The sequence below is a fragment of the Streptomyces mirabilis genome (genome assembly GCF_018310535.1).
Lineage (GTDB): Bacteria > Actinomycetota > Actinomycetes > Streptomycetales > Streptomycetaceae > Streptomyces.
This window is the reverse complement of the sequence record NZ_CP074103.1, coordinates 79,544-104,934: the sequence shown is the minus strand read 5'-3', so window position 1 is coordinate 104,934 and position 25,391 is coordinate 79,544. Positions and strand designations below refer to the sequence as shown.

The 25,391-nt window shown below is 73.6% G+C and carries 27 protein-coding genes and 3 pseudogenes; 10 read left to right on the top strand and 20 right to left on the bottom strand.

Translation table 11 applies throughout. From position 1 onward, the window contains the following. Window position 1: 1 nt before the first annotated feature. Together SMIR_RS41040 and SMIR_RS45120 are read left to right on the top strand one after the other, a co-directional pair. Window positions 2–268: a DUF4190 domain-containing protein gene (locus SMIR_RS41040; RefSeq protein WP_212728590.1), complete on the top strand. Its 267-nt coding sequence runs from the start codon at window positions 2–4 to the stop codon at window positions 266–268. Between the two features lie 138 nt (window positions 269–406). Beyond that, entirely contained in the window at window positions 407–586 is a 180-nt protein-coding gene (locus SMIR_RS45120; RefSeq protein WP_422664542.1) for a hypothetical protein, read from the top strand. A 221-nt stretch (window positions 587–807) separates the two neighbouring features. Here the strand turns inward: SMIR_RS45120 and SMIR_RS41030 are convergent, their stop codons facing one another. The 20 genes and pseudogenes from SMIR_RS41030 to SMIR_RS40955 all read right to left on the bottom strand — a co-directional run bounded on the left by SMIR_RS41030 (window position 808) and on the right by SMIR_RS40955 (window position 16,821). After that, window positions 808–1,131 (bottom strand): hypothetical protein, encoded by a 324-nt coding sequence (locus SMIR_RS41030; RefSeq protein ID WP_212728589.1) that lies wholly within the window; start codon window positions 1,129–1,131, stop codon window positions 808–810. 350 nt (window positions 1,132–1,481) lie between these two features. Then, window positions 1,482–2,222, bottom strand: coding sequence for a methyltransferase family protein (locus SMIR_RS41025; RefSeq protein ID WP_212728588.1), 741 nt, complete (start codon window positions 2,220–2,222; stop codon window positions 1,482–1,484). Continuing rightward, window positions 2,215–2,523, bottom strand: coding sequence for a hypothetical protein (locus SMIR_RS41020; RefSeq protein WP_212728587.1), 309 nt, complete (start codon window positions 2,521–2,523; stop codon window positions 2,215–2,217). The genes SMIR_RS41025 and SMIR_RS41020 overlap by 8 nt, the downstream gene beginning before the upstream one ends. Window positions 2,524–2,570: 47 nt before the next feature. After that, window positions 2,571–2,780 (bottom strand): hypothetical protein, encoded by a 210-nt coding sequence (locus SMIR_RS41015; protein ID WP_212728586.1) that lies wholly within the window; start codon window positions 2,778–2,780, stop codon window positions 2,571–2,573. Between the two features lie 202 nt (window positions 2,781–2,982). Further along, a complete protein-coding gene (locus SMIR_RS41010) occupies window positions 2,983–3,384 on the bottom strand; it encodes a hypothetical protein (protein WP_212728585.1) in 402 nt (133 codons plus the stop codon). Window positions 3,385–3,528: 144 nt separating this feature from the next. Further along, window positions 3,529–3,672 (bottom strand): hypothetical protein, encoded by a 144-nt coding sequence (locus SMIR_RS44125; RefSeq protein ID WP_249938680.1) that lies wholly within the window; start codon window positions 3,670–3,672, stop codon window positions 3,529–3,531. A 191-nt stretch (window positions 3,673–3,863) separates the two neighbouring features. Continuing rightward, window positions 3,864–3,923, bottom strand: a pseudogene (locus tag SMIR_RS45180) (hypothetical protein); the annotation flags it as partial. A 152-nt stretch (window positions 3,924–4,075) separates the two neighbouring features. Further along, window positions 4,076–4,333, bottom strand: coding sequence for an AarF/UbiB family protein (locus SMIR_RS45115; RefSeq protein WP_422664547.1), 258 nt, complete (start codon window positions 4,331–4,333; stop codon window positions 4,076–4,078). 62 nt (window positions 4,334–4,395) lie between these two features. Then, window positions 4,396–4,581 (bottom strand): annotated as a pseudogene (locus tag SMIR_RS45110) (AarF/UbiB family protein); the annotation flags it as partial. Window positions 4,582–4,622: 41 nt separating this feature from the next. After that, a complete protein-coding gene (locus SMIR_RS44495) occupies window positions 4,623–4,907 on the bottom strand; it encodes an AarF/UbiB family protein (RefSeq protein ID WP_212728583.1) in 285 nt (94 codons plus the stop codon). A 255-nt stretch (window positions 4,908–5,162) separates the two neighbouring features. Then, window positions 5,163–5,402 carry a hypothetical protein gene (locus SMIR_RS40995; RefSeq protein WP_212728582.1) on the bottom strand — a complete coding sequence of 80 codons (240 nt, stop codon included), beginning with the start codon at window positions 5,400–5,402 and terminating at the stop codon, window positions 5,163–5,165. An 18-nt stretch (window positions 5,403–5,420) separates the two neighbouring features. After that, complete coding sequence (locus SMIR_RS40990) at window positions 5,421–5,672, bottom strand: hypothetical protein (RefSeq protein WP_212728947.1); 252 nt, start codon at window positions 5,670–5,672, stop codon at window positions 5,421–5,423. Continuing rightward, window positions 5,669–5,938, bottom strand: coding sequence for a YgaP family membrane protein (locus SMIR_RS40985; RefSeq protein ID WP_212728581.1), 270 nt, complete (start codon window positions 5,936–5,938; stop codon window positions 5,669–5,671). Before SMIR_RS40985 ends, SMIR_RS40990 begins: the two co-directional genes overlap by 4 nt. Before the next feature lie 70 nt (window positions 5,939–6,008). Beyond that, the gene (locus SMIR_RS45105; protein ID WP_422664546.1) at window positions 6,009–6,350 is read right to left on the bottom strand and encodes an AarF/UbiB family protein; all 342 of its coding nucleotides are present in this window, start codon (window positions 6,348–6,350) and stop codon (window positions 6,009–6,011) included. A gap of 48 nt (window positions 6,351–6,398) precedes the next feature. Continuing rightward, window positions 6,399–7,985, bottom strand: coding sequence for an oleate hydratase (locus tag SMIR_RS40980; protein ID WP_212728580.1), 1,587 nt, complete (start codon window positions 7,983–7,985; stop codon window positions 6,399–6,401). Next, a complete protein-coding gene (locus SMIR_RS40975) occupies window positions 7,982–9,202 on the bottom strand; it encodes a lysylphosphatidylglycerol synthase transmembrane domain-containing protein (protein WP_212728579.1) in 1,221 nt (406 codons plus the stop codon). The genes SMIR_RS40980 and SMIR_RS40975 overlap by 4 nt, the downstream gene beginning before the upstream one ends. Then, window positions 9,199–10,281 (bottom strand): annotated as a pseudogene (locus SMIR_RS40970) (galactose-1-phosphate uridylyltransferase); the annotation flags it as partial. The gene SMIR_RS40975 and the pseudogene SMIR_RS40970, both read right to left, overlap by 4 nt. Before the next feature lie 13 nt (window positions 10,282–10,294). Next, a complete protein-coding gene (locus SMIR_RS40965) occupies window positions 10,295–11,755 on the bottom strand; it encodes a glycosyltransferase (RefSeq protein WP_212728577.1) in 1,461 nt (486 codons plus the stop codon). 152 nt (window positions 11,756–11,907) lie between these two features. Beyond that, window positions 11,908–13,956, bottom strand: a complete 2,049-nt coding sequence (ftsH, locus tag SMIR_RS40960; RefSeq protein WP_212728576.1) for an ATP-dependent zinc metalloprotease FtsH — start codon at window positions 13,954–13,956, stop codon at window positions 11,908–11,910. A 72-nt stretch (window positions 13,957–14,028) separates the two neighbouring features. Then, window positions 14,029–16,821: a heavy metal translocating P-type ATPase gene (locus SMIR_RS40955; protein WP_212728575.1), complete on the bottom strand. Its 2,793-nt coding sequence runs from the start codon at window positions 16,819–16,821 to the stop codon at window positions 14,029–14,031. Between the two features lie 209 nt (window positions 16,822–17,030). On the opposite strand from SMIR_RS40955, the gene SMIR_RS40950 reads away from it, so the two are divergent. The 8 genes from SMIR_RS40950 to SMIR_RS40915 all read left to right on the top strand — a co-directional run bounded on the left by SMIR_RS40950 (window position 17,031) and on the right by SMIR_RS40915 (window position 25,353). Beyond that, window positions 17,031–17,309, top strand: a complete 279-nt coding sequence (locus SMIR_RS40950; RefSeq protein ID WP_212728907.1) for an SHOCT domain-containing protein — start codon at window positions 17,031–17,033, stop codon at window positions 17,307–17,309. Window positions 17,310–17,920: 611 nt separating this feature from the next. Next, entirely contained in the window at window positions 17,921–19,066 is a 1,146-nt protein-coding gene (locus tag SMIR_RS40945) for a DMT family transporter (RefSeq protein WP_249938679.1), read from the top strand. Next, on the top strand, window positions 19,059–19,655 hold the full coding sequence (locus tag SMIR_RS40940; protein WP_212728574.1) for a hypothetical protein: 597 nt from the start codon (window positions 19,059–19,061) through the stop codon (window positions 19,653–19,655). The genes SMIR_RS40945 and SMIR_RS40940 overlap by 8 nt, the downstream gene beginning before the upstream one ends. After that, window positions 19,652–20,779 carry a cytochrome b N-terminal domain-containing protein gene (locus SMIR_RS44490; protein ID WP_283959594.1) on the top strand — a complete coding sequence of 376 codons (1,128 nt, stop codon included), beginning with the start codon at window positions 19,652–19,654 and terminating at the stop codon, window positions 20,777–20,779. Before SMIR_RS40940 ends, SMIR_RS44490 begins: the two co-directional genes overlap by 4 nt. After that, entirely contained in the window at window positions 20,779–21,099 is a 321-nt protein-coding gene (locus SMIR_RS40930; RefSeq protein ID WP_212728573.1) for a hypothetical protein, read from the top strand. The genes SMIR_RS44490 and SMIR_RS40930 overlap by 1 nt, the downstream gene beginning before the upstream one ends. A 3-nt stretch (window positions 21,100–21,102) precedes the next feature. Then, on the top strand, window positions 21,103–23,691 hold the full coding sequence (locus SMIR_RS40925) for a heavy metal translocating P-type ATPase (RefSeq protein WP_212728572.1): 2,589 nt from the start codon (window positions 21,103–21,105) through the stop codon (window positions 23,689–23,691). Between the two features lie 77 nt (window positions 23,692–23,768). Next, entirely contained in the window at window positions 23,769–24,155 is a 387-nt protein-coding gene (locus tag SMIR_RS40920) for a DUF302 domain-containing protein (protein ID WP_212728571.1), read from the top strand. Window positions 24,156–24,231: 76 nt separating this feature from the next. After that, window positions 24,232–25,353 (top strand): DUF3533 domain-containing protein, encoded by a 1,122-nt coding sequence (locus SMIR_RS40915; RefSeq protein WP_212728570.1) that lies wholly within the window; start codon window positions 24,232–24,234, stop codon window positions 25,351–25,353. Window positions 25,354–25,391 lie beyond the last annotated feature (38 nt).

Below are 25,391 nucleotides of genomic sequence, written 5' to 3'. Positions count from 1 at the left end.
CATGGAGCTCACCGCATCCGCCCGCAGGAACACCGGCACCCGCGACGCGGACGGAATGGCCGTCGCCGCCTTCGTGCTCGGCCTGCTGGGCCTGCTCGTGATGAACATCGTCCTCGGGCCCATCGCGATCGTTCTGGCTGTCCTCGCGCTCTGGCGAAAGACCGGCCGCCGGGGACGCGCCTGCCTCGGGCTCTTCCTGGGGGTGAGCGACCTGGTGGTCCTGGCCGTGCTGACCACCGTGCACCAGACGGTGTCCTGGAACTTCTAGGACCAGGACCGCCATTCAAGGGCCTCGACCCAACCCCAGCGCCGGCGGCCCCTACCCGGGCCCGCTGCTGCCCGGGTTCTGGCGCGCCATCGGGCAGGCCCTGCCCCCGGCGCCGGCACCACCGCGGTCCGCAACGCCATGTACTTCTCCGGCAACGCCACCGGTGGCGCCCTGTGGACCCTGGCCGCCTACGCCGTGGCCGGCACCGTGGTATCCCTCCTGGCCACCGGCCGCGCCCGCCACGGCGTTGGCGGGATCGCCCGGCACGTCCCCACTCTCCGGCCCTCGCGGCACGGCCCCGCCGAACGGGCTGTCTGAGCGTGCGGACCGGCGCCCTCCGCGGTCCCTCTTGTGCTGCCCGGCTGTCCCCATCCGGGCGGCTGTGGGTGAGCTGGTCACCTTGTTTCCGGTGGTCGGGCCTGGGACGGCACCGGCTGCGGATGGAGGTTCCCGGTCCGCAGCCGCCACCCGGCCCGTCGGCCGGCCCGGGGCGATCAGGCTCGCGTTCGCCGCGCTTCCCGTGCGGGCGTCGAGCCCGGCTATCGTGCGCCGGGTGCGCCGGGTGCGCCGGGTGCGCCGGGAGCGGTCCGGGCGGCGGGGGTGTCCCGGAGGGTGTCGGCGCCGGCCCAGACCACGGCGGCCGTGAGGTACCCGCCACCCCACAGCGCCCAGGCCGCCACGGACGCCTCGGTCGCCAGCAGGGCCGGCAGCGGAAGGAGGGAAGCGGTGAGGAGGACGGCGGCGGTGCGGTGCAGGGTGCGCGGGAGTCTCGCGGGATCGCGCGGGTGGCGTGCCAGGTGGACGGCGCAGGCCGCGACGGTCAGCAGCTGGACGGCCACCAGGGCCAGGGCGAGGGTGCGCATGTCGGTCACCTCCTAATCGGTGGATGGGGCCGGGCCCGGCCCCGGCCGCGGCGGTTGCGCTGCGGTGTCGCCGGCTTCGGTGCGGCAGGGGGCTCGGCCGGGCGGTGGCCGTCCGGCCGTCGCAGCTCGGTCCACCAGATCGCGGCGGGCAGGGCCAGCAGATCAGCGAGGCCGGCCACCACGACCATGACCCACAGCGCGATGGGAGGGCCGTTCATGCCTGTCACCTCCGTTGCCGTCCGCGTGAGTTGGGCGGCGGCGTTCGGCCGCAGCCAGTACGACAAGCAGTAGCGCGATCCCGGCAAGGACGCCGACCGCGATCAGCGCCTGGAGAGCGGCGGGCATTGCGGTCATCGGGGCCTCCCGGGGGCGCTGGAGCGGCGGGGACGTCCGTCGTCCGCCGGCCGCGCGGGCCGGTGCCCGACGGCGGTGTTGGTGCCGCTTGGTGGGGCGACGGGGCCTCGTCCATGCCGGCGGCGGGGCCAGAAGGCGGGGGTGTGGGCGGCGTAGGCGTCCCAGTCGGCGCCGAACTCCTTGGCCACTTCGCGTTCTTCGCCGCGGGCGAGGCGGGCGTACACGTATACGAGCACCGGGAACATGACCAGGGTGGGGATGGTGGGCCACTGCAGCAGGAACCCGATCATGATGAGCAGGAAGCCGTCGTACTGCGGGTGCCGCACGTGGGCGTACGGTCCCGTGGTGGCCAGGCGCTCGTGCTGGGCGGCGTCGTGCAGCACCTTCCAGGCGGCGGCGATCAGCCAGAACCCGGCGCCTATGGCCACGTAGCTGGCCAGGTGGAACGGGCTCACGTGCGGGTCGTACTTCCAGCCGATCAGGTCGTTCCACAGGTGCCCGCCGGCGTGGGTGTCCTTCAGCAGCGGGAAGCGGGAACCGAGCCAGCTGCCCAGCAGGTAGATCGTCAGCGGGGTGCCGTACATCTCGGTGAACAGCGCCACCAGGAACGCGCTGTAGGCGCCCATCGCCCGCCAGTCCCGCTTGGACTTCGGGTGGAAGAAACTCACCGCGAACGCGATGAACAGCGCCGTGTTGAGCACCACCAGCGGCCACAGGCCGTACGCGGCGTCAGCCATCAGGTCCTCCGTGGGGTTGCGGGGTGCGGTGGGCGAGGGTGTCCATCCGGTTGCGGTAGGAGACCGGGGCGAGCCGCCCGGCCAGCAACCGCCGGGCCAGCGCCCGTTCCTCGGCCTCAGCGGCCGCCGTGGTTTCGCCGGCGGCTCGGGCCGCCAGCCGATCCCGCAACCGGGCCGGGCCCGGGCTGCGGCGGCCTCGGAGGGTGAGCAGGCGCACGGCGTCGGGGACGATGCCCGACAGCAGCGCCACGCCGATCGACAGCAGCACCACGCCGATCGCCATGACTATGACCGTGATCATCACGGCCTCCCGTCTCCTGCGCGGTCCCACCGGCGGATGGCCGGTGATCAGAGGTGCTTGTGGGGGCGGTCGGAGTGCTTCTGGCCGGAGCCTTTGTGGCCGCCCTGGCGGCCGTGCATGCCACGCATCAGGAAGAAGCAGGCGACGGCCACGAGGCCGAAGAAGATCAGCATGTGCTGCGCTATGCCGAGCGCCAGCAACCCCACGGCGGCGGTCGCCAGGACGATGACGTACAGCGGGACGTTCCGGTTGTTCATGACGCCCTCCTCTCGCCCCTCCTGCGGGATCTCGAGCGGGATCCCCTGGTTACCTCCACCGGGTACCGGTGGCTACTGACGAGCCTGCCCTCGCGCACGGTCGTTCGGGCAGGGGCCGACCGGCCGGGCCGCGGACCGGTGGGCCCCTGTGCCCGGGGCCGTTCGGCCCCGCCCGGCCAGAGCCGGTACCTGCGGGCGCTCTTCAGCCGGCGAGCAGGGTGCCGAGGAAGAGCGCACCGAGCGCCGTGAGGCCGGTCAGGGCGCCGAAGACGGCGAGGGAGGCGGCGTGGCGGGCCCGGGCGTGCAGGAAGGCGGTGATGCCGGAGGCCGCCACGACGACCAGCTTGATGATCAGCGTGGTCCGGTAGCTGCCGGTGATCTTGTCCTGCTCGGCGGCGATGTTCCAGGCGCCGGTGGCCACCAGTACGGCGAAGGCCGGCCAGGCGACCTGGTTGAACCGACGGGCCGCGGCGCGGGTCACCTGGGTGCCGAGTCCGCGCAGCGCGGGGACGAGGGCGGCCAGGGTGAGCTGGCCGCCGACCCAGACAGTGGCGGCGAGGATGTGCAGGAACATGCGGACGGTGTCCCAGCTGACGGCGAGCATAGGACGGATTGTCCCCTCTCACGGGCGGCGGGCCGCCGATCCGCCGGGGGCCTCGGGCCGGGCGGGGAATCGCTGGTGCGCTGTGCCCGGGGGCCCGGGCGGGGAATCGGCGGGTGCACTGTGCCTGGGGCCACGCTCGGCCCGTCAGCCGCCGTCTCGTCCGCGTACGAGGCGGGCCAGTGCGGCTCCGGCGGCCCCGGCGGCCAGGAGCGCGAGCAGCGGCGGCCGTGATGGGGGCGGGTCGGTCCGGGCGGGGGTGGGGAGCAGGTCGTCGAGGTGCTGGAGCACGTAGGGGAGGTCGAGGTCGAGGGCGAGCGGTCCAGGCGGGTGTCGGCCCAGGTGTGGGCGAGCGTGGCGGTGGTGGGGAGCAGGATGCGCTTGAGGTCGGGCAGCACCGCGCGGCTCAGGTCGGCGAGGGTGGTGTCGGGGTCGATGAGCGCGCCGGTGGATTCCAGGGTGAGCAGGGTGCGAGCAAGGAGCATCAGCTCGCGCGGGAAGACGACGCCGTGGGCCGCGCCCGCGCCGAGTTCGGCCAGCATCAGCCGGGCCACCGAGTATTCTCGGGCCGCGTGGCCGTACCAGTCCTCGACGAGGTCGGCGACAGCGCGCCGGAAGTCCGGCACGTCGGCTCCGGGGCGCCGTTCGGACAGGTGCAGCAGCTGACCGACCGCGGCGTCGTAGCCGCCGTCGGTCAGCGCCCACAGCATGATGCCCATCCGGTGGCGCTGACGGCGGTCCACCCGCCCGAACATGCCGAAGTCGAGGAAGGCGACCCGCTCCCGGGCAGGACGAGCAGGTTGCCCGGGTGGGGGTCGGCATGGAACAGCCCGAACTCGAAGATCTGCCGCAGCACGGCCCGCGCCCCGGTCTGAAGGACCCTCTGCGGGTCCAGCCCGGTGCGCCGCAGCTCGGCGGCGGGCGCCGGCGGCTGCCCCTCGACGAGGTCCATGTGGTCAGCACCCGGCGCGTCGTCCACGGCTCGTGCACCCGCGGGATGACCACCGTGTCGTCATCGGCGAAGTAACGGCGCAGCGCCCGCGCGGTGCGGGCTTCCTGTTGGAAGTCGAGTTCCCGCAGCGTCCACTCGGCCAGTTCGTCGACGGCGTCGGCCGGGCGGAATTGCCGCGCCGTCGGGCTGCGCCGCGCCGTCGGGCTGCGCCGCGCCAGCCGGCGCAGCAGCGCCAGATCGGCCTGCACCTGCCGGGCCGCCCCGGGCCGCTGCACCTTCACCGCCACCGCTACCGCCACCGCCGTGCCGTCGGGCAGCGCGACGCGGCGGCGAACGGCTCCGGCTCGAAGTCCGTGAACGCCTCCTGCGAGGTACGGCCCAGCTCCTCCGTGACAACCTGGGCCGCCTGGCCGGCCGGAAACGGCGGCACGTCGGCGTACAGGCCGCGCAGGGCCTCGGCGTAGGCGGCGGGCAGGTAGTCGGGGCGCAGCGCGAGCATTTGGCCGGCCTTGACGAAGGTGGGCCCCAGCCGTTCCAGGACCAGGCGGAGGCGCTGCGGCAGGGGCTGGTCCATGGCCGCGTGGTGCTCGCACGGCCGCGGCCCGAGGGCGCATACGGTGCGGCAGCGCAGTGACACGCAGGCCCACAGCGTCGACCAGCCAGGTGAGCCCGCCGGCCCACAGCACCGTGGCGATCTCACGGACCCGGGTGAGCTGAGCGACCGGGGCTGTCATGGGTGCGGTACGCCCCGCATGGACATCACCTTCCTCGGCCTGGGGGCTTGGACGGTGCCGGCCCGGGCCCCACAGGCCGGATGCGGCATCGGCCATCAAGTCCTCCGTTCCGGCCGTTCCGGCCTTGTTGGGCTCGTGCGGTGCCCGCGGGCGAGGGCGGCCATGCGGTGGCGGTAGGTGGCGGCGTCGATCCGCCCGTGCAGCCGCAGTGCGACCAGTCGGCGCTCGGCGACCTCCCGGGCCGCCCGCCGCACCCCAGCGGCGAGCATGTGGGCCGTGTCGTAAACGGCGCCCGCCAGCAGCAGCGCGCCGAACAGGACGGCTAGCCCGGTCATCGCGGTCTCCGCGGCCCGTCAGTGGTGTCCGCCGTCGCCGCCGCTCGTGGCCCGCATGATCAGCGCCATCAGGGCCACGCAGGTGAACGCCACGAGGAGCCAGCCGACGCCGACGACGCCGGTGGCGACCAGGGCGACGGCGATGAGGATCATCGGGATGCAGCAGGCGAGCATCATCCAGCCGTGACCGCCGTGATTCCCGTGGGCGCCGTGGGAGTCTGGCGGTTTGGACAGGTCCGGGGTGGGGCGGTGGCCGTCGTGGGTGCTCATCGCTGACCGCGCAGGGACGTGGGCGTGTGGCCGAGCCTGGCGTACAGCGGGCAGTGCCCGAGCGCGCCGGTGACCAGCAGGTCGAGCCCGGCGGCGACGAGCAGCGCCTCCAGGACGACGGCCAGCACCGAACCGGCGCCGACGAGCAGGACGAGACCGGCGAGGATCCCGGCGAGTCCGACGACGACGCGGCCGACGCGCTCGGCCGGGGTGATGTTCACGGTGCGCCAGCCGGGCGCGGACAGCGGTGCGTTGTGGCTGGTCATGGCGGACCTCCTCCACCGGCCCCGTCACCGAGTGCCGGGATACTCCCGCCCGGTATGGGCGGGACACTGGTCAGCCTCCTCCGGGTGCGGGCTCGGCGGGCAGGGGCCGACCGGCTGTGTCGTGGGCCGGGAGTCCCTGCCCGCGGGGGCCGCGCGGCCCCCCGCGTGGGCCGCGGCGGCCGGCGGGAGACCGAGTTGCGGCGCCTTCCCGCCGACGGGGTGTCAGCCCGCGAGCAGGCTGCTGCCCCTCGACGAGGTCCATGGTCAGCGCCCGGCGGGTCGTGCACGGCCAGTGCACCCGCGGGATGATCACCGTCGCGTCGTCGGCGAACCGGCGGTGCACCGCGTCCGTGGTGCGCTCCTCCTGGCAGCAGTCGAGTTCCCGCCGCGGCGTGCCGGGTGGCTGCGTCAGCGGCGACTCGCCTGCGCGGCAGGGGGCCCCGGCGCTCCCTGCGGGCTGTCAAAGTGCCGCCTTCAGCGTGTCCAGGGCGGCCTTGGGGTCGGTCAGCGCGTGGTAGATGCCGGGGATCTTCCGGTCGACGCCCAGCAGTTCGTACACGCCGTGCATGGCGCCGCGCACCGAGTACTCCACCGTGAACACCACGTCTTCGGGGATCTCGGTGTACTGGCCCAGGAACGCGAAGTTCTTCGCGCCGCGCGGTACGACCAGTGGCCGGTCCTCGACCTTGCGTGGGGCGAACTGGCTGGTGATGTGGGGCATCATCACCGGCACCACGGTCGTGGTGGCGCGGATCTCCTCCGCCGCGTCGTCGAAGCCGAGCTGGTGGACGAGTTCGGTGAGGATCTCCTGGCCGGTGGCCTCGGCCATCGTCGTCTCGACGTAGTCGCCCTTCTCGTCGAGGAACAGGCCGTAGCCCCAGGCGGTGTAGACGTCTTCGGGCTGGGCGGCGAAGTACGGCTGGTGCGGTACCACCAGGGACATCAGCCACGCCGAGTCCTTGAAGGTCATCAGCCCGCCGGTGCCGGGGGCGTTGCCGGAGAAGTCCTGGATGCGGTGCAGCAGCAGCGGGCTGCGCAGGGTGAGGGTGAAGGACTCCCACTTGTTGGCGTCGATGTTGCCGTCGAAGGTGTTGGGGCGTCCGAAGTCGGATGCCTTCCTGGCGAGGGTCTCCCACAGCCTCCAGGCCCCGTCGCGCCGGTCGCGGATCAGTTCCGGGGCGCGGTCGTCGGTGCCGTAGGCGGCGTCGGCGGTCATGGAGCCGAGGGTGAGGAACGCGTAGTCGTGGTCGCCGAGTGCGTAGCTGCCCGGCTTGCCGTCGCGCTCGAAGTGGAGTGCGGTGATCCGGCGGCCGGCTGCCTCTTCGGTGAAGTCGGCGTCGGTGACGGTGGTGCCGTGTTCGGTGACCACGCCGCGCTCGGCCAGCCACTGCTGGACGGGGCGGACGATGGAGTCGTACTGGTTCAGGCGGGTGCGCCGGACTCCGGCCAGGGTGTGGATGCGGGGCAGTTCCTGGGCGAAGCGCAGCATGTAGCGCTTGAGTTCGATGGCGCTGTGCCAGTTCTGGAAGGCGAACGTGGTGCGCCACATGGCCCAGAAGTTGGTGGCGAAGAAGTGAGGCGAGAAGAACTCGTCGATGCGGCGGGCGCCGATGGCGTGCTCCGGGAGCGCCAGCAGGCGGACCAGTTCGGCCCGGTCCCGCACACTGAGACCGAGGTCCGCGGCGTCGAGGATGGTGTGGTGGCGGTCGATGAGGCGGGCCCCGGAGTGCGAGGGCCACTGGCGGCTGAACTCCCACACCTCGTCCTTGACGGTCGTGTCCGGGTCGGTCAGCGTCGGGATGCTCTCCAGCAGGTCCCACAGGCAGACGTACGCCTCGTCCTCCAGCATGCGCCCGCCGCGGGCGACGAAGCCGCGCTCCAGGTCGCCGGAGCCGTCCAGCGCGCCCCCGGCGAGAGGGAGTTCTTCCAGGATGCGGATGTTCTCCCCGCGCAGTCCGGCGTCCCTGATCAGGAACACCGCGGCGGCCAGGGAGGCGATGCCGCCCCCGGCCAGGTAGGCCCGTGTGTCTGATGTCGTCGTGGTCATGATGTGTCCTTTGTCGATGCGTGCGGATGGGGCGGCTGATGTGGGTGTCGGGCAGGGCGCGCGGTGGGGCTCCGGGGGGTGCCGGGTTGCCTGCGTGAGCGGCCGGTGTCCGGGTGGGGGCGGGGGGTGTGGAGGGTGAGGCGGAGCCAGCTCGTCCAGCCGATCGGCTGGAGGGTCCAGAAGCTGACGATGCGGTAGAGCAGCGCGGCGGCGATCGCCTGGTCGGCGCGCAGCCCGTAGACGACGAGCAGGGTGCTCAGGCTGGCCTCGGCGATGCCGAGGCTTCCCGGGGTCAGGCGCAGGCTGATGGAGATCTGGGTCAGCCCGTAGACGATCAGCATGCTCCGCCAGGGCACGCCGATGTTCAGGGCCCACAGGACGGCGGCGAGGGCGGCGGCGTCGCACGTCCAGTTCCCCAGCGCCATCCCGAAGGGGCGCGCCCAGCCCCGGATACCGGGCTGGATGGTCTTGGCCTGGTGGAACACCTCGGCGAGGAAGTCCGCGAGCCGCTGGCCGGTCCGCCATCGGGTGGTGACGTATGTCCAGGCGTGCCGTGCGGCGCGGTGGAAGCGCGCCGACCGGATCAGGCAGACGGCCAGCACGATCGCGGCGGCGAGCGCCGCCGCGGACGCCAGGAGCGCGATACGCAGCCCCGGGGCGGGGCCGGCGGGATCGGCGGCCAGCGCGCCGAGCGCCACAAGCAGCGCGAGGGCCAGGGCGGACAGGGCCCCGGCGGCGATCAGCACGGCGGTGGCGAGCGCCAGGGCGATGCCCCGTCGGCGCAGCTGGCGGACGGTCCACGCCACCGACAGGGCACTGCCGCCCGGGAGCGTGCCCGCCATCGCGTTGGCGGCGACCACGATCCCCGTTATGGTGCCCAGTCCCAGCCGTCCTCCGGCGCTGCGCAGCAGCCACCGCTGGAGGGCGGCGAGAAAGACGAACGAGGCCGCCTCGAAGGCGACGGCCGCCGCCAGTCCCGGACCGCTGACGTGGGCGAGGAGGTGGGAGGCGCCGGCCAGTTCGTGGCGGTGCGAGGCGGCCGCTGCCACGGCGAGGGCGAGGACCACGACCGCGCCGGTCCACCAGGCCCACCTCGGCCACCGCCGGGGCCTGGCCGCCTGCGGTTTGGTGGCCGGCGGCGGGCGCCGGGCCGGGTCGTGCCCGGCGCTCTGCCCGTGCATCGGGAGGCCGGCGGCTGCGCCGCGGGTGTGCTTCATGGCCGCCTGCCGGCCGGGCGGTGGCGGGCGTGGTGCTGGAGGGGGGTGTCGGGGGCAGGGCGTGCGGTGAGGACGTCGCGCAGGCGGGCGGCGGCGTGTTCGGGCGGGACGGGGTTGACGGCCATGCCGGTGCCGAGTTCGAAGCCGGCGGGCTCGGCCAGGCGCGGGGCGATCTGCAGGTGCCAGGCGAAGTACGTGGTGGTCTCCTCCCCGTTGGGGGCGCTGATCAGGGCGTAGTTGTAGGGGATGTCGCCGAGCAGGTCGCGCAGGGCCGCCAGGACGCGGCGCAGCAGGGCGGCAGTGTGCTCCAGGGTCTCGTCGGGGGCGTCGGCGAAGGACGCCTGGTGGCGGCGGGGCACGAGCCAGACTTCGTACGGGGTGCGGGGGGCGTACGGGGCCAGGGCGATGACGTGCTCCGTTGTGGCCACGATCCGTCGGCCGTCGGCGAGTTCGGCGGCGGTGTGGTCGACATACAGGCAGCGGCCGGTGTCGTCGTAGTGGGCGCGGGCGATGTCGAACAGGTGGCGGAAGCGCAGGGGCACGATGGGGGTGGCGACGATCTGGGAGTGCGGGTGGGGCAGGGAGGTGCCGGCGGCGGCTCCGTGGTTGCGGAAGGGCAGGACCAGGCCGGGCCCATGGTCGCGCAGGGCGAGGGTGCGGGTGCGGTAGGTGCGCAGAATGTCGGCGACGGCACTGTCGTCGCCGTCCGCGAGGTCCCAGCCGTGGGCCGGGGATTCGATGACGACCTCGTGGCTGCCGATGCCGTCGGCCCAGGTGTGCAGGCCGGTGGTGTGGTGGCGGGCAGGATGGCCGCTGTCGGCGAGGACGGGGTAGCGGTTGGGCACGACGCGTACCGCCCAGTCCGCCCCCGCCCTTCCGGCAGGGGCGGGCAGACGCCAGATCTCGGGCGGGGTGGCGTCCTCGTGGCCCGGGCAGAAGGGGCAGGCCGGATCGGGGCCTGCGGAGCGCCGGGGTGTTGCGGCCGGCCGGGGCATGGGGCGCGGGCGGTCTTCGCGGCCGGGTGTGATGGCCACCCAGTCGCGGGTGAAGGGGTCCTGCCGCAGCTCGGGCATGGTCTGCTCCTCGGTCCGTTCAGCCGGTGGGGGCGGTGCCGCGGACCGCTCGGGTCACGGCGCGCCAGAACAGCTCCGGGTCGGCGGCGAACTGGCGGGCGCAGGAGGGGGAGCAGAACTTGAACTCCCTCTCCCGGTAGCGGGTGGGGCGGGTGCCGGCGCCGTCCACGCGCATGCCGCACACCGGGTCGCGGTCCTCGCCTGCGGTGCCCGCGGCGGCCAGGGCCCGGGGTGCGGCGGGGGTGTGGCCGAGCAGACTGGACAGCAGCCGCAGTTCGTCGCCGATCAGCCGGGGCAGCAGGAACCGCTCGCGCACCAGCTCCCTCCCGGCGGCGGCCAGGCGTCGGGCGGCCGCGGGGTCGGCGAGCAGGCCGAGGACGGCCTGGGCGCACTGGTCGGGGGTGTCGACGAGGTGGCCGCCGACCTGGTCGGGCAGCTGCAGCGGGATGCCGCCGGCCCGTCCGGCAACCACCGGGGTGCCCTTCCAGGTGGCTTCGGAGACCACCAGGCCGAAGCCTTCCCGCAGCGACTTCTGGATGACCACGTCGGCACGGCGCTGGAAGGCGTTGACCTCGATGTTGCCGACCCCGGTGAGGTTGGTGAACAGCAGGATGTCCGGGTCGTCGGCCGCGGCGGCGGTGATCTGCCGGTAGACGCGCCAGCCCTCCGGGTCGTCCAGGGCCATCGAGCCGACCAAAGCCAGCTGCACGCCGGGCACCTGCTTCTTGACGGTGCGGTAGGCGGCGATGACGCCGAGCGGGTCCTTCCAGGGGTCGAAGCGGGAGACCTGCACCAGCAGCGGGCGGGCGGTGTCCACGCCGATCCAGTCGAGGACCCCGGTGGCGAAGGCGTCGGTGATGGGCATGTTCTTCGGGCTGAGCGGGTCGATCGCCGGCGGAATGATCTCCACCCGGTCCACCGGGACATCGGGTGGGACGAACGCGCCGAGGGTGAACACGGCGGCGTCGTAGGCGGCGAGCAGCGGCCGCAGCCGGTCCCAGACCTGCGGGTTGGGCTGGGAGCTGTCGATGTGGCAGCGCCACACCCACTTGGCGTCACCGCGGCCGCGTAGGTGTGGCAGGGCCAGCGGCTGCGGGTCGTGGACGACCACCACGTCGTAGGACTCCTCCAGTTGGGCGGCGATCTGGGCGGAGGCGGTGTCGTACAGCTGCCACTGGGTGTCGGTGACGCCGCGCGCATCGCCCTGCAGGCCGTTGTGGACGGCCTTGGTGACCTCGAAGAAGCCGGGCTCGGCGGTGATGGTCTTCCAGTCGGCGACCACGCCCAGGTCGCGCAGCAGCGGCACTTCGGAGCGCAGGATCTCCGCCACCCCGCCGCCGTAGCCGGTGGCGTTGACGTGCAGCACCCGCGCCCCGTCAAGTGGCGCGGCCAGCGCCCGCAGTTCGTCCACGACCGCCTCTCCGGTCACGGTGCGGTAGGTGTCCAGGCTCCTGCGGCCGACATCCACGGTCTGCAGCATCGGTGCTCACCTTCCTTGCTGTTCGTCGGTTGGGTTGGCAGCGACCGGTGCGGGGTGCCGGGACCGGGTGCGGGTGGCGGCGGCGCTCGCGTTCGCCGCGACCAGGGGGAGGGCCGCGTCGATCGAGACGGGTCGGCCGGTGTCCCGGCTGGTCACGGCGCGCCGTTCGGGTGCCGGCCGCCCGCGCCGTGACCGGGCCGGTCCTGGCCGTCGGCGGTGTGGGCGGCGGCGCGCTCGCTGTGCCGCGCGGCGGGTTCCTTGAGGACACTGACGCGGCGGGGCGCGATGGTCGCCCCGGCGCTCTGCTCGGTCGGCGGGTGGGTGCCCAGCAGGTCGTAGACCGCAAAGCCGTCGACGGTCTCCCGTTCCAGCAGCAGTCCGGCCAGCTCGCGCAGCTGGTCGCGGTGGCTTGTCAGGAGGTCGGTGGCCTGCTGCTCGGCCTCGCGCAGCAGGCGGGCGACCTCGGCGTCGACGGCGGCCTGGGTGGCCTCGGCGAACGGGCGGCTGGACATGGCAGCCCCGCCGCTGCCCAGGAACACCGAGCCGCCCTGCGGGTAGCCGACCGGGCCGAGCGCGGGCGACAGCCCGAACTCGCGGACCATCTTGGTGGCCAGCTCGGTCGCCCCGGCCAGGTCGTTCGCGGCTCCGGTGGAGCCCTGGCCGAGCTCGACGAGTTCGGCCGCGCGCCCGCCGAGCCGTACGGCGAGGGTCTGGGTGAGGTAGTCCTCGCCGTACAGGTGCCGTTCGACGAGCGGGAGTTGCTGGGTGACGCCGAGGGCCTGCCCGGCGGGCAGGATGGTGACCTTGGCGACTGGGTCCGCGGTCGGCGACAGGGCGGCGACCAGGGCGTGGCCGGCCTCGTGGACGGCCACCGCGTGCTTCTCGGCGGGCAGCAGCACGTTGGAGCCCTCACGCCGTCCCAGCAGGATGCGGTCGCGGGCGGCGTCGAAGTCGTCCTTGGTGAGCACCTCGCGCTCGTCGCGTACGGCGACGATGGCGGCCTCGTTGGCCAGGTTGGCCAGGTCCGCGCCGGAGAAGCCGGGGGTGCCCCGCGCCACCACGTCGAGGTCGACGTCCTTGCCGAGTTGCTTGTCCTGGCAGTGCACGGCCAGGATCGCGGCGCGTTCGGCCAGGGTGGGCAGCGGGATGGTCACCTGCCGGTCGAAGCGGCCGGGCCGCAGCAGGGCGGGGTCCAGGACCTCGGGCCGGTTGGTGGCGGCGAGCACCACGATACCCTCGGCGCCTTCGAAGCCGTCCATCTCCGACAGCAGCTGGTTGAGGGTCTGCTCGCGTTCGTCGTTGGACACGAGGGCGCCACCGCCGGCGCGGCGCCCGCCGAGGGCGTCGATCTCGTCGACGAAGACGATCGCGGGCGCGCGTTTGCGGGCCTCGGCGAACAGGTCCCGCACCCGGGCGGCGCCCACCCCGACGTACATCTCCACGAAACTGGAGCCGGCCACCGACAGGAACGGCACGTCCGCCTCGCCGGCGACCGCGCGGGCCAGCAGCGTCTTGCCGGTGCCGGGCGGGCCGATCATCAGCACCCCGCGCGGTGCCATGGCCCCGGCGCGGCGGTAGCGTTCGGGCCTGCGCAGGAAGTCGACGACCTCGGCGATCTCGGCCTTGGCGCCCTCGTAGCCGGCGACATCGGTGAACGTGGTTTCGGGCCGTTCGGCGTCGAACACCTTGGCCTTGGACTTGCCGACACCGCCGAGCGCACCGTGCATCTGGCCCATGGCGCCCTTCGACATCCGCCGCCAGAACCAGATGATGAGCAGGAACGGGCCCAGCAGCAGGATCCAGGACAGCACCTGGGAGCCGAAGGACGCCGAGGTCGACGGCGGGGTGGCGGTCACCGCCACCTTCTCCTTCTCCAGCCGGTTCAGCAGCTGGTCGCCGGCCAGCTGGACGGGAACCACGGTGGTGAAGCGGTGCCCGTTGGTGAGCGTGCCGGTCGCCTTCCCGTCGGTCTTGATGGTGACGGTCTTGACCTTGCCGGCGTCGACGTCGGTGAGGAACTTGGAGTAGGTCAGGTCCATCTTCACCGGCTCGCTGGAGCGTAGTCCGGGCAGCACCGTCCACATGCCGACGGCGAGCAGGATGGCCAGCGGCCACAGCCAGTGCCGCCAGGCGGGCGGAGGCGGCGGCGCGGTCGGCGTCGGGCGGTCCCCCGGGGGCGGCGGTTCGGCTTGTTTGGTCATGGCGGTCTCTTCCTCGCGTCGCTGGTGCGCCCACGCCGTGCCGGGCCGAGGGCCGGTTACGGCGCCGGCCGGTCAGGACGGGCTCTGGTGGGTGGGGGCGGTGTAGCGGTGGGGATCGGCGTCGAAGGCGGTCGCGCACTGGGTGGAGCAGAGGTAGTACGTGTGTCCGTCCAGCTCCCGGTGCTCGGCGGCGCCCTCGGGGGTGACCGGCATCCCGCACACGGGATCCTTCAGCGGCTCGGGGAGGGGCTCGTCGGGGGTGTGGTGGCGGTGGAGGTGCATGGCGGTCTCCTGCGGAGTCGTGGGTGGTGTCGTCCTGGGGACGGGGGCGTGCTCGTCCGGGACCTCGACGCGTGGCGTGACGGCGGCGGGGGTGGCGACAGGCAGTGGGGCCGGGTGCCAGCGGCGGAGCCGGTTGGCGTTGGCGACCACCGACAGGGAGGACAGGGCCATCGCGGCGGCTGCGATGATGGGGCTGAGCCGGATGCCGAGCCAGGGGTAGAGGACGCCGGCGGCGACCGGGATGCCGACCGCGTTGTAGATCAGGGCGAAGAACAGGTTCTGCCGGATGTTGCGCATGGTGGCCCGCGACAGCCGGATCGCGGTGACGACGCCGGTGAGCGAGCCGGAGATGAGGGTGATGTCGGCGGCCTCGATGGCCACGTCCGTGCCGGTGCCGATGGCCAGCCCGACGTCGGCGGCGGCCAGCGCGGGGGCGTCGTTGATGCCGTCGCCCACCATGCCCACGCGGCGGCCTTCCGTCTGCAGACGGCGGATGGCGTCGGCCTTGTGCTCCGGGAGCACTTCGGCGAGGGCGCGGTCGATACCGACCTGGGTGGCGATGGCGGCGGCGGTGCGCCGGTTGTCGCCGGTGAGCATGACCACCTGTACGCCCATCTCGTGCAGGGCGGCGATGGCGGCGGCGGAGTCGTCCTTGACCGTGTCGGCGACCGCGAGCACCCCGGCCGGACGGCCGTCGACGGCGGCCAGCACCGGGGTCTTGCCCTGCGCGGACAGCTCGGCGGCCAGTGGATCGAGGGCGGTGGTGTCGATGCCGACGTCGGCCAGCAGCCGGGTGTTGCCGACCAGGACGGCCCGGCCGCCTGCGGTGGCCTGCACGCCCTTGCCGGTCACCGAGTCGAAACCGCTCACCGCCGGCAGGTCCAGCCCACGAGCTCGGGCGCCGGCCACGATGGCGGCGGCCAGCGGGTGTTCGCTGTCGCGTTCGGCCGCGGCGACCAGGGCGAGCAGTTCGTCCTCGGTGACGCCGTCGGCCGGGCGGACGTCGGTCAGGACCGGGGTGCCGGCGGTGATGGTGCCGGTCTTGTCCAGGACGACGGTGTCCAGCTTGTGCGCCGTCTCCAGCGCTTCGGCGGACCGGATGAGGATCCCGGCGCGGGCGCCCTTGCCGGTGCCGACCATGATGGACATCGGGGTGGCCAGGCCCAGCGCGCAGGGGCAGGCGATGATCAGTACCGCGACCGCGGAGACCAGGGCCAGGGTCAGCGCAGGGGACGTCCCGAGGGTGAACCAGATGGCGAAGGTGGCGATCGCGATCGCGATGACGGCGGGCACGAAGTAGGCCGAGGTGGCGTCCGCCAGCCGCTGGATCGGCGCCTTGGACGCCTGGGCCTGCTGCACCAGGCGGACGATCTGGGCCAGCATCGTGTCGGAGCCGACCTTGGCCGCCCGCACCCGCAGGGAACCGGTGCCGTTGACGGTCGCACCGATCACGGTGTCCCCGGCGCGCTTGGTGGCCGGCATCGGCTCGCCGGTGACCATGGACTCGTCCACCGCCGAGGACCCGGAGAGCACCTCGGCGTCCACCGGGACCTTCTCGCCGGGCCGGATGATCACCTCGTCGCCGACCAGCACGTCCTCGACCGGGATCTCGGCCTCAACCCCGTCGCGTATCACGCGGGCGGTACGGGCCTGCAGCCCCAGCAGGGCGCGGATCGCCTCGCCGGTGCCGGCCTTGGCCTTCGCCTCCAGCAGCCGGCCCAGCAGGATCAGGGTCAGGATGACCCCGACCGCCTCGAAGTACACCTCGCGCACGTCCTGCGGCAGCAGGCCGGGGGTGAGAGTGACCAGCAGGCTGTAGCCGTACGCGGCCACCGTGCCCAGCGTGATCAGCGAGTTCATGTCCGCGGCGCGGTGGATCAGGGTCAGCCAGCCGGTGCGGTGGATCGGCCACCCGGTGTAGAGCATCACGGGGGTGATCAGCGCCAGCTGCAGCCAGTGGTTGAGCATCCAGGCGGGCACCCAGCCGGCGTGGAACAGCGAGTCGGCCATCACCGCGAACAGCACCGGCGCGGTCAGCACCGCACCGAACGCCACCCGCCGCGCCAGATCCCGGATCTCCGCCCGCCGCTCGGAGGCCTGCGCCGCCTCCGCCTGCGCGGCCTGCCCCTCACTCGGTGGCGCGGCCAGCTGCGCGGCCGCGGGGGGAGCCCCCGCAGGCGGTGCCCCGGCCGTACCCGTCACTGCGTCGGCGGCCTCCACCAGCACCGTGCCGTGGATCATGTTCATCCCGCAGGCGAAGCCGAACGACCCCGCACGCTCCGGGGTGAACCGGACCGTGGTGCGCTCGTACGCCGGCAGTGCCGCGCTGAGGCGCAGATCGGGGAAGACCACCCGGGAGGTGCAGTCCCCGGACTCCTGCCGGTCGAAGACCAGCTCGGCCGCGACGCCCTGCTTGAGCCGGATCACATCGGGGCTGTAGCCACCACGCACCCTCACCGCGACGCGCTGCACCCCGCCGGTCATCTCGGCCGCCCGTGCCCGGCGCGGACCGAAGAAGAACCAGCCCAGGACTGCGAGCAGCACGGCGGAGACGAGGACGACCACCCAGTCCGCCAGATTCATGGCTGACTCCTAATCCACTTCGTGGAACGCTGTGTCTGCCACCCTCCGCCCGGGAACCCCCACCAGGTAGGGGTCCACCGTCCCCGCCAGAGGGCCGACCGGCCCATGGGCCCCCGGGCAGATGCGGAGGGAGCGTGTAGGGGTACCCGCGACACACCGCCGCGGCCGCTAAGGACCTTCGGGTCTTAACCCTCGGGAAAGTGATCACGATGATGTTTTGGTACGACCACAACATCGGCGGATGGGGATGGTTCGGGATGTCGCTCGGCATGCTCGTGTTCTGGGGGCTGATCATCACCGCCTTCATCCTCCTCTTCCGCTCCCTCGGGCGCGGCCAGGACAGCACCGGCCCCGCCTCGCCTCCGGCGACCGCCTCGCCCGAGCAGGTGCTCGCCGACCGGTTCGCCCGTGGGGAGATCGACGAGGACGAGTACCAACGCCGCCTGCAGGTACTGCGCGAGGGCGGCCCCACCCTCACCAAGCGCTGAACCACTCGTTACCGCGCCCCGAAGGAAGTTCCGGGGCGCGGTACGGCCCGCCGCGGGCTTCCCCCAGGGCGGGTGGGTGTTCGGCGCCGCCGCTGACCGCCCGGTCGGTGGTGCGGTCCCTCGCCGCCACCGGGGCGGTGCCTGGGAATCCCCTTCGGAGCTTGCGAGGACGCCATGACCCGTCACCGTTTCGCCGTCTGGACCGCCCTGGCCGCGCTGTCGTTCACCGTGCTCCTCGTTTTTGCCTTCGCACCCGCCGACGGGCACGCCGCAGGAGGGGAGCGGGATGGCTCCGCCGGCCCCACCCGCGTAGCCGCGGTACGCGCCGCCGACACGCACCGGCTGAGGCTGGTGGTCAGCGGCCGGATCAGCGGCTCACGCGGCAGTGCAGCTGTCTCACGGACAGCGCTCGGCGGCCTCGTCGCGGCGTATGGTGCGCTGCTTTGCGGTCTCTTCGGCCTGGCAACGGCCGGCGTTCTGTGGTCGCTGCGGGCGGGCGGCCTCACGTCCCCGCCGCAGCGGGCCGAGCGGGCCGTCGGGGCCGCTCGGCAGCGCGCGAGCCGGTCACGGCCCGTAGAGGGTTCAGGGCGCGGGGCCGGCCATGCGCTGAGGTGGCTGCTGCGGCTGGATCCGGCTGCGGCCGGGGCACCGACGGGTCGGGATGCGCCGCCCGCGCGGGCGGCGTCACCGTGCACCGTGACCGGGCGGCCGTCATGGTGACCGCGCTGCCGCCCGCGCCGGGGTCCGGCCGGCCGCGCCCGGTGCGGATGCTGGCCATCGCCGTGGCGTGGGGAACATGCTTCCTGCTGATCTCGTGGGGGCTGCGGGACGCGCCACCGTTGTGGTTCGCGGCGCTGCGCGCCCTGCTGGCGGGGGCGGCGCTGCTGGCCGCCGCGGCCTTCACGGCGCACCGCCGCCGCACCCGAGTACGCATCCACGGCGCCGAAACCTGGTCGTTGATCGGCCTGCTGGCCCTGGTGAACGTCACCATCGCGTTCGCAGCCATGGTCGCCGCGGCGAGTGGGACCACGACCGGGGTGGCGTCCGTGCTGGCCAACGCCCAGCCACTGCTGGTAGTGCTGCCGGCCTGGTGGCTGTTCGGGGAACGGCCCCGGTGGGCCGAGGTGGCCGGCGTCGCGCTCGGGTTCGGCGGACTGGTCATGGTGGCGGCGCCGTCCGGCGCGGGGCGCGGGGCGGGCCTGGCGCTGACCGCGGCCGCCGCGATCGCCGCCGGGTCGCTGCTGGCCCGCCGGCTGGCCGAAGTGGACCTGCTGGCGCTGGGCGCCGGGCAGTTCCTGCTGGGCGGCGCGGCCCTGGCCGTTGCCGCCGCGCTGGCCGAGGGCCCCCCGCACATCTCCTGGACACCCCGGCTGGTGACCGCGCTGGCCGTGCTGGCGCTGGCCGGCACGGCATTCCCGTACGTGCTGTGGTTCGCCGAACTGCGCCGCGCCCCGCTGACCGCGGTCGCCGCCTGGACCCTGCTGGTCCCGGTGGTCGGCGTGGTGCTGGGGGCCGTCGTCCTGGGCGAGGGCCTCACCCCGGCCGCGCTGGGCGGCGACGCGCTCGTCGTGGCCTCCCTGGCACTGGTCGCCCGCTCCGGCCGCACCCCCGCGGCGGCCCGGCAGGCCCCCGCCCGGCGGGGTGAAGAAACCGCTGCCCGGCGGGTCGCCCCTCACGCACCGGACCGGTCCGCACCACTGTGTGATCGACAAGCGGCGCCGCACTCCCGCGGCGCGGAAGGAAGGCGTCATGAATGACCACAGCCCGCACCCCGGCCCGCGGGCGCACTCGCGGGCCGCGCGGTACGCCACGGCGCTGGCCGGCGCCGCGACGGCCCTGCTCCTCACCGTCGCGGCCCCCGGCCTGGCCCGGGCCGACGAGGAGGAAAGCATGGAGTCGGCGGTGCTGGTCGAGCAGACCATCGCCCTGATCGCCAACGACGCCGGAGACGCACGCGTCGCCGAGCGCATCGACGACGCCCTGGCCGCCCCGGACAAGCAGGGCGTCAACCTGACACTCGCGCGCCAGGCCCTGGGCCTGATCGAGCGCCCCGGCGACAGCGCGGCCGCCACCCGGCAGGCCAGGGTTCTGCTGCTGGACTCGCTCGGCGGGAAGCTGCCCTCGGCCCCGAGGGCCGGGCAGTACGCGACCGGCACCGACACCGGCACCAGCACGGTCCTGGACGAGTTCAAGCCCGCCCGCGGCATCTCCGACGGCGGCGACGCCGTACTGCTCGGCCTGGCGGTGGCCGCGGCCGGCGGCGGGCTGTGGCTGGCCCGCCGGCTGCGTCCCCCGCACACCCTGCGCGAACTCGAACACCGCGGCAGCCGCAAGGAGGAGCGATGACCGCCGACAAGCCGTCCCAGCCGACTCCCGCCGAACCCACCAACGCCGCCCAGGCCACTGACACCGCCGGGGCCGCCGGCACCGCTGCGCCCGCACCACGCGGCAGACTGGGCCGCGCTCTCGACGCGGTCGACGAGCGGATGGGCATCAAGGCGCTCGCGTACCCGGTCCCGGAGCACGCCAACAACCTGTCCTGGAGCCTGGGCGGGCTGACCGTGGTCTCGTTCGTGACCCTGCTGGTCACCGGGATCTACCTGGCGCAGTTCTTCAACCCGATGCCGGAGGACGCCAACCAGTCGGTGCGCGATCTGGTCAGCAACGTGTGGCTGGGCGGCTTCGCCCGCGGCCTGCACTACTGGGCGGCCCAGGCGATGTTCGTCTTCGCCCTGCTGCATCTGCTGCGGGTGTTCTTCCACGCCTCCTTCAAAAAGCCCCGCGAGGGCAACTGGATCGTGGGCGTGGCGATGTTCCTGCTCGCCTTCCTGGCCGTGTTCACCGGCACCGTCATCAAGTGGGACCAGGAGGGCTACGAGGCCCTCGCTCACAACCTGGACGTCGCCAAGCTGCTCGGCGGCGCCGGGATCTGGTTCACCTCCGACCTCAGCAGCCGGGTGCCGCTCGTGCTGCGCCTGTACACCGCGCACGCGGTGATCATCCCCGGGCTGATCCTGCTGCTGTTCGTGTGGCACGCGCTGCTGGTCAAGCGGCACAAGATCTCCCCGCATCCGGAGATCCCGGCCCCGGAGGAGGAGACGCCGGAGCCGTTCACCGCGCACCTCAAGCGGGTCGCCGCGTTCGGCCTGGTCCTTCTCGGCGTGCTGTCGGTGCTGGCCGTGGTGCTGCCCCCGGTGCTGGGACCCACCCCGGTGGAGGGCATCGAGGTCACCCGGCCGCTGTGGATGTTCTGGTGGTTCTTCCCCATGGAGCAGTGGTTCGGGGTGGCCTCCATCGCGTTCGTCATCGCCGGTGTATTCGGGCTTCTGTTCCTGGTGCCGTTCCTCGACCGCGGTCCCAAGCGGCGCTGGCGCGAACGGCCCTTCGCCACCGGGAGTGCGGTGGTGCTGCTGCTCGCCATCGCCGCGATCAGCGTGAACGTGTGGATCTACAACCCCAAGGGGCACTGATGAACGGCACCGACGGCATCGACGCCCGCCGCGCCCGGCGCTGGTTTTGGATTCTGACCGTTGTGGCCGTACTGGCGATGGGCGCCCTGTACCGCGGCCTGCAGGCCGCCCCCTCCCCCGGCACGGGCATCCTCGTCGCCGTCAGCTCCCTGGTGCTCGCCGCCTCCGGCGTCCAGGCCGCGAGGATCCTGACCGTGCTGGCCGGCCCGCCCCGCCTGCCCCGGTGGCGGGGCCGCCGGGGCCGCCCGGCCGCGGACCCACTCACGCGGCCGCGTCCGGCACGCCGGACGGCCCGCCCCCACGCGCCGAAGGAGACCTGAGCCATGCACCAGCACAGCGACCACACCGATCACCAGCACAGGGAGCCTCGCCCAGGCGGTGGCAAGGACCGCAGCACCGCCGTCCTGGACGTGCGCGGGCTGGCCTGGGCATCCCAGCAGAACACGGTCGCCGCCGTGCTGGGACGCCGGCCGGGCGTGCTTCAGGTCGAGGTCAACCCGGTGGCCCAGAGCGCGACCGTGGTCTTCGACCCGGGCCGCACCTCGCTGGCCGAGCTGCGCCGCTGGGTGCAGGAGTGCGGCTACCACTGCGCGGGCCAGTCCGTCCCCGCCCACCTGTGCGACCCGATGGCGGAGCCGGACCCGCCCCCGCCCGAACACGCCGGGCATGCCGAACACCTCGCGCACGGGGGCGGCACAGCACTCGCCGCGCCACCCGACCACGCGGAGCACGCGGTGTCCGCCGCACCGCCCACGCACGACCACCCCGCACCGGCGCCCCCCGCCGGGCACGCTACTCACGGCGAGCCGGAGGGGATGCCCTCGCCGCACGAGGTGATGGGCCACGGCGGGCACGGCGGGATGTCGATGGCGGCGATGGTGGCGGACATGCGCAACCGCTTCCTGGTCGCGGTGCTGTTCTCGATCCCGATCGTGATCTGGTCGCCGATCGGCAAGGACGTCTTCGGCCTGGACGTCCCCGTGCCCTTCGGGCTGCGCCAGGACGTGTGGGCGCTGCTGCTGAGCCTGCCGGTGATCTTCTACTCGTGCACCATCTTCTTCGACGGCGCCTTCCGGGCGCTGCGCGCCCGGACCCTGGACATGATGGTGCTGGTCGCGGTCGCCGTCGGTTCCGGCTGGACGTACTCGCTGATCGTCACCCTCACCGGCGGCGGCGACGTCTTCTACGAGGCGGCCACCGTCCTCGCCTCCTTCGTGCTGCTGGGCCACTGGTTCGAGATGCGGGCGAGGGGCGGCGCCAACGACGCCGTCCGCACCCTGCTCGACCTGGCCCCGCCCAAGGCGCTGGTCCTGCGCGACGGCGAACCGGTGGAGGTGCCCACCGCCGAGGTGACGGTCGGGGACCTGCTGCTCATCCGCCCCGGCGCGAAGATCGCCGTGGACGGGGTGGTCGAGGAGGGCGAGAGCGACGTCGACGAGTCGATGGTCACCGGCGAGAGCCTGCCCGTCCACAAGACCCCGGGCGAGGCGGTCACCGGTGCGACCATCAACGCCAACGGCACGCTGCGGGTGCGGGCCACCAAGGTCGGCGCCGACACCGCTCTCGCCCAGATCGTCAAGATGGTCCAGCAGGCCCAGAACTCCAAGGCCCCCGGCCAGCGCCTCGCCGACCGGGCCGCGTTCTGGCTGGTCTTCGTCGCCCTGCTCGGCGGCGCCGCGACCCTGGCCGTGTGGCTGCTGGCCACCGACCGGCCGCTGGGCACCGCGATGCTGTTCGCCATCACCGTCGTGGTGGTCACCTGCCCCGACGCCCTGGGCCTGGCCACCCCCACCGCGATCATGGTCGGCACCGGGCTGGGCGCCCAGCGGGGGGTGCTGTTCAAGAACGCGCCCGCCCTGGAGACCTCCGCCCGCATCCAGACCGTCGTGATGGACAAGACCGGCACTCTGACCAAGGGCGAACCCGAGGTCACCGACGTCATCACCGCCGACGGCCTGGCCGAGGCCGAACTGCTGCGGCTGGTGGCGGCGGTGGAGCGGGAGTCCGAGCACCCGCTGGCCGAGGCCGTCGTCCGGCACGCCGAGGCGAACGCCGTGGCCCAGGTGCGTGCCGCCCGCTTCGAGAACGTTCCCGGACACGGCGCCGTCGCCCAGGTCGACGGGCATCGCGTCGTGGTCGGCAACCGCCGCCTGGCCGACCGTGAAGGGATCGCCCTGGGCGACCTGGCCGAGCAGCGCGAGACGCTGGCGGCCACCGGCCGCACCGTCGTCATCGCCGCCGTCGACGGGCACGCGGCCGGCCTGATCGGCATCGCCGACGCACCCCGCGCAACCTCCGCCCAGGCGGTGGCCGACCTGCACGCCCTGGGCGTCGAGGTCGTGATGCTGACCGGCGACAACCAGGCCACCGCCGACCGCATCGCCCAGCAGCTCGGCATCGACACCGTGATCGCCGAGGTCCTGCCCGGCGACAAGGCCGCCAAGATCGCCGAGCTCCAGCAAGGCGGCCGCAAGGTCGCCATGGTCGGTGACGGTGTCAACGACGCCCCGGCGCTGGCCCAGGCCGACCTGGGCATCGCCATCGGCGCCGGCACCGACGTCGCCATCGAGACCGCCGACCTGGTCCTGATGCGCTCCGACCCGCTGGACGTCCCCACGGCGCTGCGCATCGGGCGGGGCACCCTGCGCAAGATGCGCCAGAACCTCGGCTGGGCCATCGGCTACAACACCATCGCCCTGCCGATCGCCGCCGGCGTCTTCGAACCCGCCCTCGGCCTCATCCTGCGCCCCGAGATCGCCGCCCTGTCCATGTCCGGCTCCAGCATCATCGTCGCCGTCAACGCCCTCGCCCTCAAACGCCTCCGCCTGCCCGCCGCGGCCCCGTCGGCACCTGAACCGGGCCGGACCGGGCAACGGGATGCCGGCCACCACACCGAGCCCAGGGCCGCGTGAGCGGCATCGGTGCCTGCCCCCTCCCGCAGGCAGACTCCCCGGTCATCCCAGGCACCGCACAACGTAAGGACACCGCCGTGCGCTACGACCGCACCATCCGCCTTCAGGCCGACTTTCCCGCCACCGTGCAGCGCGTCCGCGACGCGCTGGCCACGCAGGGCTTCGGTGTACTGACCGAGATCGACGTCGCCGCCACCCTCAAGGCCAAACTCGGCCAGGACATGGAGGACTACCTCATCCTGGGCGCCTGCAATCCCACCCTGGCCCACCAGGCCCTCGAAGCCGACCGGACCATCGGCCTGCTCCTGCCCTGCAACGTCGTCGTCCGCGCCGAGGGCACGACCACCATCGTGCAGGCACTGGACCCCAACACCATGGTCACCCTGACCGAGCGGCCCGACATCGAGCCGGTCGCCGCCGAGGCCACCCGCCGCTTGGACGCCGCCCTCGCCGCCCTCACCTGAACCGGGACACGGCCGCCCCCACCCCAAAGCCCAGGCCGCCCCAGGGCAGCCGGCACCAGACACAAGGAGCATCCCCATGCCGATACCCACGCCCTCCGGGCGCGATGATCCCGACGGGCCCGGCGCGCCCGCTCCCCGCGGCTTCCGCGCCGAGCTGCGCGACTCGGTGACCCTGCGGGCGGTACTGCTCGTCGCCGGGGTGCTGTTCCTGCAGCTCGGCTTCATCCTGTCCTACATCCACGCCTTCCACTCGCCCACCCCCAACCGGATCCCGATCGCGGTGGCCGCCCCGGCCTCCGTGGCGCAGCAGGCCGTCGGCGCCCTCAACGCCCTGGACAGCCGGCCGCTCAACGCCCGCGCGGTCCGCGACGAGGCGAGCGCCCGGCGGCTGATACGGCAGCGCACCGTCGACGCCGCACTGGTCATCAACCCCACCGGCACCACCGACACCCTGCTGGTCGCCTCCGCCGGGGGCCCGGCCGTCTCCCAGGCCGTCACCGCCGTCGCCGAGAAGACCGAGGCCGCCCAGCAGCGGCAGGTGAAGGTCACCGACATCCTCCCGCCGGCCCCGAACGACAGCCGCAGCCTGTCCTCGTTCTACCTGGTCATCGGCTGGATGGTCGGCGGCTACCTGGCCGCGGCCATCCTCGGGATCGCCGGCGGCGCGCGACCGGCGAACCTGCACCGCACCACCATCCGGCTGGGCGCCCTGGCCGTCTACGCCGCCGTCTCCGGGCTGGGCGGCGCCCTGATCGCCGACCCGCTGCTGGACGCCCTGCCCGGCCACTTCGCGGCGCTGTGGGGCATCGGCGCCTTGGTCGTGTTCGCCTCCGCCGCCGCCACCATGGCCCTGCAGGTGCTGTTCGGGATCGCCGGGATCGGGGTGGCCATCCTGTTCTTCGTGGTCCTGGGCAACCCCAGCGCCGGCGGCCCCTACCCCGGCCCCCTGCTGCCCGCGTTCTGGCGCGCCATCGGCCAGGCGCTGCCGCCCGGCGCAGGCACCACCGCGGTCCGCAACACCATGTACTTCTCCGGCAACGCCACCGCCGGCGCCCTGCTCACTCTGGCCGCCTACGCCGCCGCGGGCATCGCGGTCTCCCTTGTGGCCACCGGCCTCACCTGGCCTTCGCGCCGCAGCCGGCGCCCGGCACCCGCCGCACAGCGGCGGCCGCGCGAGGCACACGGCCCGGCAGCCTGACCAGCATCCCGCCCGCGAGAGCTCGGGGCCCGGGCGGG

Bases quoted from the DNA above. Each gene is read 5' to 3' on its own strand.
- SMIR_RS41040 (WP_212728590.1), top strand. From the start codon at position 2: ATGGAGCTCACCGCATCCGCCCGCAGGAACACCGGCACCCGCGACGCG.
- SMIR_RS45120 (WP_422664542.1), top strand. From the start codon at position 407: ATGTACTTCTCCGGCAACGCCACCGGTGGCGCCCTGTGGACCCTGGCC.
- SMIR_RS41030 (WP_212728589.1), bottom strand. From the start codon at position 1,131: ATGCGCACCCTCGCCCTGGCCCTGGTGGCCGTCCAGCTGCTGACCGTC.
- SMIR_RS41025 (WP_212728588.1), bottom strand. From the start codon at position 2,222: ATGGCTGACGCCGCGTACGGCCTGTGGCCGCTGGTGGTGCTCAACACG.
- SMIR_RS41020 (WP_212728587.1), bottom strand. From the start codon at position 2,523: ATGATCACGGTCATAGTCATGGCGATCGGCGTGGTGCTGCTGTCGATC.
- SMIR_RS41015 (WP_212728586.1), bottom strand. From the start codon at position 2,780: ATGAACAACCGGAACGTCCCGCTGTACGTCATCGTCCTGGCGACCGCC.
- SMIR_RS41010 (WP_212728585.1), bottom strand. From the start codon at position 3,384: ATGCTCGCCGTCAGCTGGGACACCGTCCGCATGTTCCTGCACATCCTC.
- SMIR_RS45115 (WP_422664547.1), bottom strand. From the start codon at position 4,333: ATGGACCTCGTCGAGGGGCAGCCGCCGGCGCCCGCCGCCGAGCTGCGG.
- SMIR_RS44495 (WP_212728583.1), bottom strand. From the start codon at position 4,907: ATGGACCAGCCCCTGCCGCAGCGCCTCCGCCTGGTCCTGGAACGGCTG.
- SMIR_RS40995 (WP_212728582.1), bottom strand. From the start codon at position 5,402: ATGACCGGGCTAGCCGTCCTGTTCGGCGCGCTGCTGCTGGCGGGCGCC.
- SMIR_RS40990 (WP_212728947.1), bottom strand. From the start codon at position 5,672: ATGAGCACCCACGACGGCCACCGCCCCACCCCGGACCTGTCCAAACCG.
- SMIR_RS40985 (WP_212728581.1), bottom strand. From the start codon at position 5,938: ATGACCAGCCACAACGCACCGCTGTCCGCGCCCGGCTGGCGCACCGTG.
- SMIR_RS40980 (WP_212728580.1), bottom strand. From the start codon at position 7,985: ATGACCACGACGACATCAGACACACGGGCCTACCTGGCCGGGGGCGGC.
- SMIR_RS40975 (WP_212728579.1), bottom strand. From the start codon at position 9,202: ATGAAGCACACCCGCGGCGCAGCCGCCGGCCTCCCGATGCACGGGCAG.
- SMIR_RS40965 (WP_212728577.1), bottom strand. From the start codon at position 11,755: ATGCTGCAGACCGTGGATGTCGGCCGCAGGAGCCTGGACACCTACCGC.
- ftsH (WP_212728576.1), bottom strand. From the start codon at position 13,956: ATGACCAAACAAGCCGAACCGCCGCCCCCGGGGGACCGCCCGACGCCG.
- SMIR_RS40955 (WP_212728575.1), bottom strand. From the start codon at position 16,821: ATGAATCTGGCGGACTGGGTGGTCGTCCTCGTCTCCGCCGTGCTGCTC.
- SMIR_RS40950 (WP_212728907.1), top strand. From the start codon at position 17,031: ATGATGTTTTGGTACGACCACAACATCGGCGGATGGGGATGGTTCGGG.
- SMIR_RS40940 (WP_212728574.1), top strand. From the start codon at position 19,059: ATGAATGACCACAGCCCGCACCCCGGCCCGCGGGCGCACTCGCGGGCC.
- SMIR_RS44490 (WP_283959594.1), top strand. From the start codon at position 19,652: ATGACCGCCGACAAGCCGTCCCAGCCGACTCCCGCCGAACCCACCAAC.
- SMIR_RS40930 (WP_212728573.1), top strand. From the start codon at position 20,779: ATGAACGGCACCGACGGCATCGACGCCCGCCGCGCCCGGCGCTGGTTT.
- SMIR_RS40925 (WP_212728572.1), top strand. From the start codon at position 21,103: ATGCACCAGCACAGCGACCACACCGATCACCAGCACAGGGAGCCTCGC.
- SMIR_RS40915 (WP_212728570.1), top strand. From the start codon at position 24,232: ATGCCGATACCCACGCCCTCCGGGCGCGATGATCCCGACGGGCCCGGC.